This is a genomic window from Collinsella sp. An307, from assembly GCF_002161805.1.
Taxonomy (GTDB): domain Bacteria; phylum Actinomycetota; class Coriobacteriia; order Coriobacteriales; family Coriobacteriaceae; genus Coprousia.
On record NZ_NFIP01000003.1, the window covers coordinates 1 to 13,346 of the forward strand.

Consider the following 13,346-nt stretch of genomic DNA (forward strand, 5'->3'; position numbering starts at 1 on the left):
TCCGGTCGGAGCGGGCGTCGGCGGCGCTGGGCTGGAGGACGCCGGACGAGAACCGCAGGCTGCTCGGCTACGCGGTGTAGGATGTACAGGAAAACGTCCGCAGTCCCATTGCTTGAAATATGTTTGTGCGACCGTTGGGATGCACGCCACCAGGGGGGTGCCGTGCGCGCCTGTCGGTATGGGCGCGGCTGCCGGCATGCATGTGCAGATAGCGGCGTGCACAACCGGACGCAGAGGTTGCGAGCGCGTGTTTCGCTGCTCGATGTTAGGCTATGCGGCCATCTCTTCGACAAGGGCTAGCAGCGGGGCGGGGATTCGCGGCGGATTTTCGGCGCCGCAGCGCAAAGTAGCGACGCAGAGCGGATTATCGGTTAGGCGCAGGGTGCGAAACGTCGCTGTTGAGATGGGGTCGCGCCGGGCAAGGCGACGAATGGCATGGGCAGTTTCTGGGTCACGTGGTATGTCATAGGCGGTGAGCTTGGCCACCATGCGATTTGGGTCGTGCGCCTCGTTCGAAGAAATGCGGAGCACCGGCATGCCGAGCAAGGTGAGTTCTGCCTCACGGTGCTGTTCATCGGCGAGCGCGCGCACGGTGCTTTTGCCGTGGAGCATGTGCTCATTCACATACTTTTCGACCCCATCAACCTCAAGTACAACGCACGTTCCATCTATTCGCGTGAAGATGCCATCGACCCGATACGTCTGTGTAGGGTCTACAGGGCTGGCTAGAGTGACTTGCAGCTCGGGCAGTGCGAATCCTTGCGAGAGGATGGTGGCGCGCACAACCGATTCCGCCCAACTTTCGCTGCGGGCGTCGGCGTAACCCAAGATGCCTGCGGCACGTCGCACTCCGCGCGGGCGCAGGGGGAGCGCTTCGATACTGGTACGGAGCTCCTCAATCGAGCGTTTTGAGACGCGCAACGCAGCGTCCGCGTAGGCGAGTGCGTCGCCAAAGGGAAGCGCCTGTAAGCAGTCGCAAAGCGTCCGTGCGAGCGATGTCACGGGGATGCCGTTCACGAGGACGGGATTGTCGCACGGTAGCGCGTGGTGTGCGATAACCCCGCTTGTGCGTGGCCGGGCGTGGGGGCCGTCAGCAACGTGGATGGGTAGTGCGCGCGAGTAGGAAACGGGCATGCCGTGAATGAGCGCTGCCGTTTCGCCGCAAAAGACCCAGTGGGGTTGCGCGTCATGGATGCTACGGATGAGATGCCACGCCTGCTCTATGGGCGTTAATGCCTCCCAGTAGGTGACGCGTGCGTAGAGGGAGCGAGCTGGACGAATGACGTAGCCTGCCTTGAGGCGACGCGCTAACGCCGCCCCGAGCCGGTTGGACGACACGCGCACGAGCCGTTGACGTCGCTCGGCATCGCAGAAGAGCTGATCAATCTCATGGTTGACAGCTGTCGACACGGCTCCTCCTCGGCCTCCGATACGGATGGCGCATGCGACCGCTGGCGCCGACCGCGCGCCTACGATAGTGTTGCAGCTTGGTATGCCCGTTTTTTCGCCGTTGATGCAGGGCGACACGGTTCTCGTTTGTGCGGTGACGAGATGCGATGGGCGTCGTCTTCTTTGGCGAGTTGGTGCTACCGCAGGGGATGACAGGGTATCCGTATGATTTGGACGAGGCAGGAAATGAATCCGTACGCTCCTGACGTTCTGGATGCCTTTTTCGTCAGGGGCGTACGGATTTGGCTCTGCCAACGCTAGGAATACGCGAATTCTTCGCGCGCGGTCGAGCGAGACAGATTGTGGCAGTGGCAGGTGCTATCTAGCACTTTCGGTTATCGCGTGGCGAGTGTCTCCATTATTTCGTCGACACAGGCGAGAGCGTCGGCGATGGCGGAAACGACAAGCGATGCGCCGCTGCGCGCATCGCCCGCGACAAACAGAGGCGTCTCCGGTGTCTTCGCAATCTCCGATGCCGGCCCGGTGGGCGCACTGCTGTTGGACATGGCGCAGCGATGACTCCCCGGCGCCTCCGTAAGGGGCATCGGGCGTCCTTCTTGCGCGAGTGCGACACCAAAGGCATCGAAGATGGTGCGTTCCGGCCCCGTGAATCCGCACGCGATAAGGACCAGCTCACAGGGGATCTCTCGCTCTGTCCCGGCGATTGGTGACGGCGTTCCACCGGACCAGTCAAGGTCGACCACGCGCACCGCGCGCACTGCGCCCCGCTCGTCGTGTAGGATCTCGAGCGTGTCGGTTGCCCAGGATCTCATCTCGCCTCCCATAAGGGCGATGGCCTCCTCCTGACCATAATCGGTTTTGAGGACCTGCGGCCATTCTGGCCAGGGGTTAGTTGCCGCGCGTTTCTCGGCGGGGCGCGGCATAACCTCGATCTGGCGCACGCTGCGCGCCCCCTGCCTCACGGCGGTGGCGACGCAGTCGTTGCCGGTGTCGCCGCCGCCGATGACTACCACATTGCGATCGTTAGCGGAAAGGGAAGGGGCCACGGGCTCGGCGTCCAGTAGCGATTTGGTCGCAGCGGTGAGGTAGTCGAGTGCAAAGACGACCCCGCCTCCGTCTGTGCCGGGCGCCGAGAGACCGCGTGCGTGCCGCGCTCCTACGGCGAGGACAACGGCGTCGTTATCAGCGAGGATGTCCTGCGCAACGGCGGGGTTCGCCGCGTCGGTGCTGAGCATGAAACGGATACCCAGCTCCTCCATAAGGTTTACGCGCCGCTCAACGACGTCTTTCTCGAGCTTCATGTTGGGGATACCGTACATAAGAAGGCCGCCGGCGCGGTCCGCGCGTTCAATGACGGTGACGCGCACGCCGCGTCGCGCAAGCTCCCAAGCGCAGGCAAGTCCCGCTGGCCCCGATCCCACGACGGCGACGCGTGGGGCTCCTTCGGTGGCAGGTGCAAAGCGGCGGGGTCCGCCGTGATCCCATTCCCAGTCGGAGATAGCGCGCTCGTCGTCGTGAATCGTTGTGGGCTCGTTGTTTACGCGCCCGAGGTTGCACGCCGCCTCGCAGAGAGCGGGGCAGACGCGGCTGGTGAACTCGGGCAGGGGATTGGTGAGCGCCAGGCGCTCAGCGGCATCGTGCCAGCGTCCGCGCCAGATGAGGTCGTTCCACTCGGGAATGAGGTTGTGGAGCGGACATCCGCTCGGGCGGGCATGCCCAAAGGGCGCTCCTGTCTGGCAAAAGGCGACGCCGCACATCATGCAGCGGCTCGCCTGCTCGCGGCGCGTTTCCTCGTCGGGTTCGACATAGAGCTCGCGATAGTCACGCGTGCGCTCGGCAACCGGTCGCGCGCGGTGGGCGTGGCGGTCATGCGTAAGGAATGCTCCCGGTTTTCCCATGGCAGTGTCCTTTCTGGGGCGGTGCGGCCCGGCGGGGCCAGGCGCCTCAATCAGTCGAGGGTCTGGGCGGTCACGGTCTCAAAGGCGCGCTCGAGCGCCTCCTCGGGTGAGGCGCCGGCACGTTCGGCGGCATCGACAACGGCGCGCACGCGCTCGTACTCCACCGGTGCCACCACAACAAAGCGCGCCGACTCAGCAGCGAAGCGGTACAGCAGCTTGATGCCACGCGGGCTCGCGGTGCGCTCGACGTGCTCCTCAATGAGCGCACGAATCTCGGCGAGCTCCATTTCGGTGGGCTGGCGCAGCCGGACAAGCTCGGCGTTCACGCGCTCGGCAAGCGTCCCTCGCTCGTCGTAGACGTACGCGAAGCCTCCCGTCATGCCAGCGGCAAAGTTCGGGCCCACCTCGCCGAGCACGAGCACGCGCCCGCCGGTCATGTATTCGCAACCGTGGGCGCCCACGCCCTCTACCACAAGCGTCGCACCTGAGTTGCGCACGGCAAAGCGCTGGCCGGCGAGACCGTTCACAAATCCCTTGCCGTCTGTAGCGCCAAAGAAGGCAACGTTGCCCACGATGACGTTCTCGTCAAACTTGTACGTGGCCGCCTCGTGTGGACGCACCGTAACGATGCCGCCCGAGAGTCCCTTACCTACGTAGTCGTTTGCATCGCCAACCACATTTAAGGTGATGCCTGCGGGCAGAAACGCGCCAAAGCTCTGGCCTGCGGAGCCTGTGCTGTCCACCACAATGGAGCCATCGGGCAGGCCGTCCGGGTGCGCGCTGGTCACCGCGCTGCCGAGCATGGTGCCCACGCAGCGGTTGACGTTGTCGATATCGACTGTGAGGTGTACAGGGCGCAGGTGTGCGCGGGCATCCGCCGTCTGGGGGATGAGGAGCGTCGCGTCGAGCGTCTTCTCGAGCGCGGCATCTGCGACCATCTCGGGCAGGTAGTGCGTGGCGTCAGCGCCGGGGATGTGCGCGCCAAAGGTGCAGCGCGCGGGCGCGAGGACACAGGAGAGGTCGATGAGGTTGGCCTTGCGGTTGCCCGGCACCTCGATCTGGCGGAGGCACTCGGTGTGGCCGACCATTTCCTCTACGGTCCTAAAGCCGAGCCGCGCCATGACGCTGCGCAGCTGCTCTGCCACAAAGAGCATGAAGTTCTCCACATGCTCGGGTTTGCCGGCAAAACCTTGGCGCAGGCGGCAGTTCTGCGTGGCGATACCCGCCGGGCAGGTGTCTTGGTGGCAGTCGCGCTGCATGAGGCAACCCATGGCAATAAGCGGCATGGTGGCAAAGCCAAACTCCTCGGCGCCAAGGAGGCAGGCGACCGCGACATCGGTGCCGTCCATAAGCTTGCCGTCCGCCTCGAGCACCACGCGCGAGCGCAAACCGTTCATAACGAGGGTCTGCTGCGTCTCGGCGAGGCCGAGCTCGAGTGGGAGCCCCGCGTGCCAGATGGAGTCGCGCGGCGCCGCGCCCGATCCGCCGTTATGGCCCGAGATGAGGATTTTGTTGGCGCCGCCCTTGGCAACGCCCGTGGCGATGGTGCCCACGCCCGCCTCGGACACGAGCTTCACGCTGATGCGCGCCTTGGGGTTGGCGCACTTGAGGTCAAAGATAAGCTCGGCGAGGTCCTCGATGGAGTAGATGTCGTGGTGCGGCGGAGGCGAGATAAGGCCGATGCCCGGTGTGGAGCGGCGTACCTCGGCCACCCACGGATAGACCTTCTTGCCGGGCAGGTGGCCGCCCTCGCCGGGCTTGGCGCCCTGCGCCATCTTGATCTGGATTTCGGTCGCGGAGACGAGGTAACGGCTCGTCACGCCAAAGCGCCCCGACGCCACCTGCTTGATGGCGGAGTTTGCCGAGTCGCCGCCCGCAAGCGGGGTCTCGCGGCGCGGGTCCTCGCCGCCCTCGCCCGAGTTCGAGCGGCCGTGAAGACGATTCATGGCGATCGCCATGCACTCGTGCGCCTCGCGGCTGATGGAGCCAAACGACATGGCGCCGGTGTTGAAGCGGCGCACGATGCTGCGCGCGTCCTCAACCTCGTCCAAGGGGATGGCAGCGCGCCCGGCGGTGTCAAAGTCCAGAAGGTCGCGCAGGCGCACCGCCCGCCCTGGGCGCCGCAAAAGCTCGCTGTAGGAGAGGAAGCGCTCAAAGTCGCCCTCGCGGCAGGCGCGCTGCAGGGTGTAGATGACCTGGGGGTCGATCAAGTGATCCTCGCCGCGCACGGGGCGCCATTTGGTGAGGCCGAGGGTGGGGAGCTGATTGGGCGAGGGACTGGCGAGCAGCGCCTGCGCGGCATCGAAGCGTTCCTCGAGCTCGCGCTGCACATCGGCGACGCCAAGGCCGCCCACACGGCTCACGGTACCGGCAAAGTGGCGCGCCACCAGGTCATCCGCAAGGCCGACTGCCTCAAAGATCTGGGCGGAGTGGTAGCTTTGCGCGGTCGAGATGCCCATCTTGGACATGATTGACACCATGCCTGCGCAGGCGGCGCGGTTGTAGTTCTCGATGGCCTCCGCCGCCGTGAGCGTGTGGCCGTCCGCGGCGACGAGGTCACCCTCATCGGCGAGCTTGCGAACCTGGGCATGCGCGCGGTAGGGGAGAATACCGCTTGCGGAGTAGCCCACAAGACAGGCGAGATCGTGTGCCGAGATGGCATCGCCGCTCTCGACCACGATGTCCGCGAACGTGCGCACACCGGCGCGCATAAGGTGGTTGTGCACCGAGGCAACGGCGAGCAGCGAGGGGATGGGCACCTCGGTGGCGCCTGCCCGGTCCGAGAGAATCACGATGTTGGTTCCCGCGCGCACCGCGGCCTCGACCGCGCCGTTGAGATCATCGAGTGCCTGCTCGAGGGCGCCTGACCCCGCACTGCGTTCAAATACGGCGCGAAAACGTGTGACGCGAAAGCCCACGCGGTCGATCGAGACGATGCGGTCGAGGTCCTCTGCCGTCAGAAGCGGCCCCGGCAAGCGCACGAGCCGACACGCGGCGCGCGAATCCTCGAGCAGGTTGCCGTGGTTGCCCAGGTAGAGAACGGTCGAGGTAACAAAGCTCTCGCGCAACGCGTCGATGGGCGGGTTGGTGACCTGGGCAAAGAGCTGGTAGAAGTAGTCAAAAAACGAGCGCGTCTTGGTGGAGAGGCAGGCGAGCGGCGCATCGATGCCCATCGACGCCAGAGGTGTTTTGCCGCTTGCCGCCATGGGGCGGATGACCTCTTCGACGTCGTCAAAGTGGTAGCCGAGCTTGGCGGCAGCGACCGTGTCGGCAACATCTGCGTCCTCCTGGGGGAGCGTGGCGCCTGCCCCATCGAGGTCGGCGAGGTCGATGGTCTCCTCCGCAATCCAGTCTCGATAGGGCTTCTCTTTGGCCCAGCGACGCCTGAGCTCGTCGTTGTACACAATGCGCCCCTGCGCAAAATCGACCTCGAGCATCTCGCCGGGACCGAGGCAGCCCGAGACAAGGATGTTCTCGGGGTCCACGTCGATGGTTCCCACCTCGCTTGAGAGCAAAAAGCGGTCATCGCGCGTCATGTAGTAGCGTGCGGGGCGCAGCCCGTTGCGATCGAGCGCGGCGCCGAGTGTTTGCCCGTCGGTGAAGGCGATCGCCGCCGGTCCGTCCCAAGGTTCCATCAACATGGACTGATAGGCGTCGTAGGCGCGCCGTTCGTCGCTGAGCGCATCGTTTTTGTCCCACGGCTCGGGCAGAAGCATCGACACGGCGCGGGAGAGCGGCCGGCCGTTCATGACCAGGAACTCGAGCACGTTATCGAGGACGGCCGAATCGGATCCTTCTCGGTTAATGACGGGGAGTACCTGCTCGAGATCCTGTCCGAGTACCGGCGAGTACAGGTTTGGCTCGCGGGCACGGATCCAGTTGACGTTGCCTTTGAGCGTGTTGATCTCGCCGTTGTGGATGATAAGGCGATTGGGATGCGCGCGCTCCCAGCTGGGGGTAGTGTTGGTCGAGTAACGGGAGTGCACAAGCGCTACCGCGGTCTTGACCGCGGCATCGTTGAGGTCGCAGAAAAAGCGCCGCATCTGCGTGGCGACGAGCATGCCCTTGTAGACGATGGTTCTGCTCGACATACTGCAGATGTAGAAGATTTTGCCTGCAAGCGCGTGGGCTGCCTCACCGCGCTTCTCGATAGTGCGACGGCAAACATAGAGCTTGCGTTCAAAGGCGTCGCCGCGCTCGATACCCTCGGGGCGGCCCAAAAACGCCTGCACGATGGTAGGCATGCAGGCCCGTGTGGTCTCTCCTAGGTCGTGCGGATCCACGGGCACCTCGCGCCAAAAGAGCACGGGCACGCCCGCCTCGGCGCAGCCCGCCTCAAAGACGCTGCGTGCGTCTGCGGCGCCTCGTTCATCCTGCGGGAAGAAGACCATCGCCACACCGTAGTCGCCTTCTTCGGGCAGAAGGTGGCCGCACTTTTGCGCCTCCTTGCGGAAGAAGTGGTGCGGAACCTGAAACAGCACGCCCGCGCCGTCGCCGGTGTTCTTTTCGAGCCCCGTGCCGCCACGGTGCTCGAGGTTCACGAGGACCGAGAGCGCGTCGTCGAGGATCTGGTGGGATTTGACACCATTGATGTTGGCGAGCGCACCGATGCCGCAAGCATCGTGCTCGAATTCGGGCCGGTAGAGGCTGCGCGGCATCTGCGCCGTGCGGGCGGAATCGCTCGAGGCGAGGTAGGGCATGGCGTCCCCTCCTGTTCGCTATTGTCGGTGAATGCCGTTACGCCGCCTGCTCGGGCGGCATGAGGGCATGCGCGGCATAGTAGGAGTGAAAACGCGTGCGTGTGTTACCCGTATATTTCGAAACAGGAGGGTAACCGCGCCGTAACCCATCGCAAACGAGATGGAAACGCGCCGCCAACATAGCAGGCGTGCTCTATGATGGTTTGAAGTCGCGACGCGATAGGAGGGTGTATGCAATCGGTTTCTGCGGACATGACGGCCGAGGAGGCCCTCGCCCACCACAAGAAGACCCTGCTGGCTCTGAGGGTGCAGCACATTGCGATGGTGCTCGTTCTTGGTGCCATGGCGCTCTTCGCTGTCGAGAAGGGAGCGCCCGTACTCTATCTGTTCGGCCTTGCGGGCATCATCGCGACGTTTCTTCTCTTCTTCTATCGGCTCACGCAAGCGGTGTCGCAGTTCCAAGACATCCTTTGGCAGGACGCGGACGTAGCAAAATACCGCGCCGCCCTCGAGGCCTACTATGGGCAGACAAAGAACCGCTCCACGCGGAACACGCTCGAGCTGGAGCTCGCGTTTTGCGACTACTTCGACGGGCTCGACGATGCGGCGCTTGAGCGTCTTGCACGGTTGACGTTCAAGGGGCGTAAAAGTACCCAGCGCCTCCGCTCGCTCAACCTGCAGGTGCTTCTTTATAATGCGCAAAACGATACCGTCCGCCGCGATGAGGCGCTCGACCGTATTCGCGCCATGGCGGTGCGGTACCGCGCCGGTTCCAAGCTTGCGGCAACGGCGACCAATCTTGTACGCGATCTGGAGCTGAGGTGCAGGCCCGTTGAGCAGTGGAGCGAGGAGGATGCGCGCTATATCCGCGAGCAGATGGGTCTTGCGGACAAGAACTTGAACCGCATCGGCCTGCGTCTGCGCCTCGACGCCTATGAGCTTGCCCATGGCCGTTTGGCAGAAGTGGCGCGCGACCTAGCCGCCCTCGGCGAGGAGCCAATTGTCCCCAGGTACGAGACCATGCGCGTACAACTGCTGCATAAAGCTGAGCGACAGACGATCGACGAGTAATTCTTTTTTGGTAAGCACCGGCAGGGGCGTTGCGCGCGCCCTTTCGCAAGTTCCGCACGAGTCGAAGGCGCCCGTGGCGCCTTCGAGCGAGCCAGGACTGTCCGAAGCGAAAGGGCGCGCGCAACGCCCCTGCCCCTTCATGCGCACTGAAGAAATCTAAGTGCCGATTCATAAGATTTTTTGCTTATGAGTTGTATAAGTCTCGCAACGTGGGTACTATTCTCTGCGTACGTAAAAGCATGGATGCACGGTAACATGCCGGGGCACCAGCGAAGGAGGAATCTCACATGAGTCTCAAGCCGCTTGGAGATCGCGTTCTCGTCAAGCCCGATGCCGCTGAGCAGAAGACCGCTTCGGGTCTCTACATCGCCAGCAACGCCCAGGAGAAGCCGCAGCGCGGCACCGTCGTTGCCGTGGGCACCGGCAAGGTGAACGACAAGGGTGAGCGTATGCCCATCGACGTCAAGCCCGGCGACACCGTTATCTACGGTAAGTTTGGTGGCAACGAGGTTAAGGTCGACGGTGAGGACTATCTCCTCATGCGCGCCGACGACATTTACGCGATCGTCGAGTAAACGCCAAGTCGTTTCTCACTTAGGTATCACATCTCGGTAATGGAGGACAGATAAGATGGCTAAGAACATCACGTTTGACACCGCTGCGCGCACCAAGCTTGCGCAGGGCGTGAACAAGCTGGCCGACGCGGTCACCGTCACCATGGGCCCCAAGGGCCGCTACGTTGCGCTCCAGCGCTCCTACGGCGCCCCGACCATCACCAACGATGGCGTGTCGGTTGCCAAGGAGATCGAGCTCGAGGACAACATCGAGAACATGGGTGCCCAGCTGGTGAAGGAGGTCGCTACCAAGACCAACGACACCGTGGGTGACGGCACCACCACCGCGACGCTTCTCGCCCAGGTCATCGTCAACGACGGCCTGCGCAACGTTGCTGCCGGCGCTAACCCGCTCGCTATCCGCCGCGGTATCGACAAGGCCGTCCGCGCCGCTGTCGAGGCCATGAAGGAGCAGGCTCAGCCCGTCGAGACCAAGGAGCAGATTGCTTCTGTCGGCACCATCTCCGCTGGTGACCCCGAGGTCGGCAGCAAGATTTCCGACGCTATGGACGTTGTGGGCAAGGACGGCGTCATCACCGTCGAGGATGGTCAGACCTTTGACATCACCATCGACACCGTCGAGGGCATGCAGTTCGACAAGGGCTACGTCTCCGCGTACTTCGTGACCGACAACGATCGCATGGAGGCCGTCCTCAAGGACCCCTACATCCTCATCACCGACCAGAAGATCTCCAACGTTCAGGACATCATGCCCGTGCTCGAGGCTGTTTCGCGCGCCGGCAAGAGCCTGCTCATCATTGCTGAGGACATCGACGGCGAGGCTCTGCCCACGCTCGTTCTCAACAAGATCCGCGGCGCTCTCAACGTCTGCGCTGTGAAGGCCCCCGGCTACGGCGACCGTCGTAAGCGCATGCTCGAGGACATCGCTGCCCTCACCGGCGGCCAGGCTGCCCTCGACGAGCTCGGCATCAAGATTGCCGACATCACCGCTGATATGCTCGGTACCGCCAAGACCGTTACCGTCACCAAGGACAACACCACCATCGTTGACGGCGCTGGTTCCAAGGATGCCATCGAGGCCCGCGTGGCTCAGATTCACGCTGAGCTCGAGCACACCGACTCCGAGTTCGACCGCGAGAAGCTCCAGGAGCGTCTCGCCAAGCTCTCCGGTGGCGTTGCCGTCATCAAGGTCGGCGCTGCGACCGAGACCGAGCTCAAGGAGATCAAGCACCGCGTCGAGGACGCCCTGCAGGCGACCCGCGCTGCGGTCGAGGAGGGCATCGTCGCCGGCGGCGGCGTGGCGTTTATGGACGCTCTGCCCGCGCTCGACAAGATCGAGATCTCTGATCCCGAGGAGCAGATCGGTATCGACATCGTCAAGAAGGCGCTGACCGCTCCTGTGGCCACCATCGCTAAGAACGCTGGCTACGAGGGCGCCGTTGTGGTTGACAAGGTCGCGGGCCTGCCCGCCGGCCAGGGCCTCAACTCCGCTAACGGCGAGTGGGGCGACATGATCGAGATGGGCGTGCTCGACCCGGTCAAGGTCACCCGCACCACGCTCCAGAACGCCGCCTCCGTGGCGTCGCTCATCCTCATCACCGAGGCCACCGTCACCGACGTGCCGAAGAACACCCAGCTTGAGGATGCCATCGCTGCCGCTACCGCCAACGCGCAGCAGGGTGGTATGTACTAAGCCATAAACGGCTGAATCCTGTCGGATCCCCCGTCGGTGGTCCCACACGAACGGCCTCGGCCTTACGGCCTGCGGAATGTTCGCTTAGGGAATCACCGGCGGGGGATTCCGCGTTTTGAGCGCATAAGGGCTATGCTGCAACAAGCTGGCGGCGGTCGGCTGACAACATGAATACGTGAACGGCTCATCTCTGCAGATTGGAGATGAGCTGTTCTTCTTAACTAACTCGGAAGAAAGGGTATTTTGTAGTAGAAAATAGGAGTAGATAAGAGAAGAGAAGGTAATGGCGGTGTATAGGCTTGCAAATGGCTACGAGCTTTCCGATGAAGAAATCGAAAAGCGAGCGCGTGAATGGGAGGAAGGAACATGGCGGGGGTCCCTTGTGAATACCCGCGCCGGCAGGCCTCGCCTTTCCGAAGAGGAAAATGCAAACCTTTCTTTTAAATGCCCGATTTCTGCTGCTGCGCTCATAGCGCGTGCTGCTGAGCTATCCGGCGTGAAGAAATCCGCATTTATGCGAGAGGCTGCGGTTGAGAAGGCTCTGCGCGTTCTGGAGGCTGCTCGGTAGTCAGCGTCGTGGTCGTTGCGCGCAGGAGGGGGACGGGGCGCTCTGAGGCGGCGCGATGCGGTACGATATCGAGGTTACCGCTCATGACGCGCAGGGGAGGAACCGTTTCATGGCGCAGCAACACGACCTTTTCGATGACATCATCGATATCACTAAGGGCATCGACGTCTTGAAGGACCCGCTCGGCGGCGTGACCGATGCGCTGCTTGGCACCACAACCGCCGGTGCGCCGGTTCAGGAATGGAATCCCGCCGACTATAAGGAGCGCCCGCGTGTCAACGCGCTGCCGTGCCTTACCTGCAAGTCCGAGAAGAGCAGCTGCCGCAAGTGCGCCGAGGTCTGTTCCGTGAACGCGGTCGATATCGACGATGGCGAGGTCGAGATCACCGACGCGTGCCGCAAGTGCGGCCTTTGCGTGCCGGTGTGCCCCACCGAGGCAGTCCTCTCGCCCAAGATTCAACCTAAGAAGCTCTACGATGCGGTTGCGGCAGCCGCCACCGCACACACCACCGCGTACGTGACCTGCACGCGTGCCCTTCGCCGCGTGCCGCGCGAGAACGAGGTCGTCATCGCCTGTGTGGGCGATATCACGCCCGAGACCTGGTTTGCCATCATGAGCGACTTCCCGCAGGTGAGCGTCTATCTCCCCCTCGGCATCTGCGACAAGTGCCGCAACGCCCGCGGCGAGGAGATGCTCGGGGACGCCATCGCCACGGCCGAGGAATGGGCCGGTGCCGGCATGGGTCTTGAGGTCGAGGCCCGTGCGCTCACGTGCGAGAAGCGTCGCGAGTACGAGCGCAAGGAGTTCCTGGACAACATCATGCGCACGACCGGCCTCACGGTGTCTAAGCTAAATCCCGCCGCCGCGGCAGTCGCCACGGTGACGCAGCGCCTGAAGGAGCACAACAAGAAGCTCTCCGCTCTTGAGCGGACGCTCTCCCAGGCCACGGGTACCACGACCGAGAAGCGTCGTCGCATACTCACGCAGTCGCGGAAGCTTCTGCTCTCCACCTTGCAGTCCCATCCCGAGCTCGCCGAGAACGTGCGCGTCCAGGTGCCCGAATGCGACTTCTCAAAGTGCACCATGTGCGGCGATTGCGTGCGCGCCTGCCCGCTGCACGCCTGCGATCTGGTGGGTGCGGGCCGCTTTGCGCTGGAGGCGACTTATTGCGTGGGCTGCGGCCTGTGCGCCGAGGTCTGCCCGGAGCACGCCCTTACGCTCGTGGAGCATGACGGCTCGGACTTGGTAATTCCCGATCCCGAGGCGGAGAAGAAGGCGCTCCAGGCGGCTCAGGCCAAAAAGGATGCCGATAAGCTCAAGGCGGAGGCCAAGCAGAAGCTCAACCGCGTGCTCGACCAGATGGAGAAGCTCGACAAGTAGAGCTTCTGCCATCGGCGCCTGCGGAGCTTTCCGCGTACAATGGATGCCGT

At 63.5% G+C, this 13,346-nt stretch carries 8 protein-coding genes; 5 read left to right on the plus strand and 3 right to left on the minus strand.

All coding sequences use genetic code 11. The features are described from left to right. Window positions 1-270 precede the first annotated feature (270 nt). The 3 genes from B5F89_RS03095 to gltB form a co-directional block, all read right to left on the minus strand. On the minus strand, window positions 271-1,410 hold the full coding sequence (locus B5F89_RS03095; RefSeq protein ID WP_087430351.1) for a hypothetical protein: 1,140 nt from the start codon (window positions 1,408-1,410) through the stop codon (window positions 271-273). Between the two features lie 374 nt (window positions 1,411-1,784). Beyond that, window positions 1,785-3,308, minus strand: a complete 1,524-nt coding sequence (locus B5F89_RS03100) for a glutamate synthase subunit beta (RefSeq protein ID WP_087430352.1) — start codon at window positions 3,306-3,308, stop codon at window positions 1,785-1,787. Window positions 3,309-3,358: 50 nt separating this feature from the next. Beyond that, on the minus strand, window positions 3,359-8,008 hold the full coding sequence (gene gltB, locus B5F89_RS03105; RefSeq protein ID WP_087430353.1) for a glutamate synthase large subunit: 4,650 nt from the start codon (window positions 8,006-8,008) through the stop codon (window positions 3,359-3,361). 231 nt (window positions 8,009-8,239) lie between these two features. Here gltB and B5F89_RS03110 point away from each other — a divergent pair, with 231 nt between their 5' ends. The 5 genes from B5F89_RS03110 to B5F89_RS03130 all read left to right on the plus strand — a co-directional run bounded on the left by B5F89_RS03110 (window position 8,240) and on the right by B5F89_RS03130 (window position 13,296). After that, the gene (locus B5F89_RS03110) at window positions 8,240-9,079 is read left to right on the plus strand and encodes a hypothetical protein (RefSeq protein WP_087430354.1); all 840 of its coding nucleotides are present in this window, start codon (window positions 8,240-8,242) and stop codon (window positions 9,077-9,079) included. A gap of 287 nt (window positions 9,080-9,366) precedes the next feature. Continuing rightward, a complete protein-coding gene (groES, locus tag B5F89_RS03115) occupies window positions 9,367-9,654 on the plus strand; it encodes a co-chaperone GroES (protein WP_087430355.1) in 288 nt (95 codons plus the stop codon). Window positions 9,655-9,709: 55 nt separating this feature from the next. Next, entirely contained in the window at window positions 9,710-11,347 is a 1,638-nt protein-coding gene (gene groL / locus B5F89_RS03120) for a chaperonin GroEL (RefSeq protein ID WP_087430356.1), read from the plus strand. Window positions 11,348-11,630: 283 nt separating this feature from the next. Beyond that, entirely contained in the window at window positions 11,631-11,915 is a 285-nt protein-coding gene (locus B5F89_RS03125) for a DUF1778 domain-containing protein (RefSeq protein WP_087430357.1), read from the plus strand. A gap of 109 nt (window positions 11,916-12,024) precedes the next feature. Next, complete coding sequence (locus B5F89_RS03130) at window positions 12,025-13,296, plus strand: 4Fe-4S binding protein (RefSeq protein WP_087430542.1); 1,272 nt, start codon at window positions 12,025-12,027, stop codon at window positions 13,294-13,296. Window positions 13,297-13,346: the final 50 nt, after the last annotated feature.

Excerpts from the sequence above, each read along its gene's own strand:
- B5F89_RS03100 (WP_087430352.1), bottom strand. The coding sequence starts at position 3,308 with ATGGGAAAACCGGGAGCATTCCTTACGCATGACCGCCACGCCCACCGC.
- gltB (WP_087430353.1), bottom strand. The coding sequence starts at position 8,008 with ATGCCCTACCTCGCCTCGAGCGATTCCGCCCGCACGGCGCAGATGCCG.
- B5F89_RS03110 (WP_087430354.1), top strand. The coding sequence starts at position 8,240 with ATGCAATCGGTTTCTGCGGACATGACGGCCGAGGAGGCCCTCGCCCAC.
- groES (WP_087430355.1), top strand. The coding sequence starts at position 9,367 with ATGAGTCTCAAGCCGCTTGGAGATCGCGTTCTCGTCAAGCCCGATGCC.
- groL (WP_087430356.1), top strand. The coding sequence starts at position 9,710 with ATGGCTAAGAACATCACGTTTGACACCGCTGCGCGCACCAAGCTTGCG.
- B5F89_RS03125 (WP_087430357.1), top strand. The coding sequence starts at position 11,631 with ATGGCGGTGTATAGGCTTGCAAATGGCTACGAGCTTTCCGATGAAGAA.
- B5F89_RS03130 (WP_087430542.1), top strand. The coding sequence starts at position 12,025 with ATGGCGCAGCAACACGACCTTTTCGATGACATCATCGATATCACTAAG.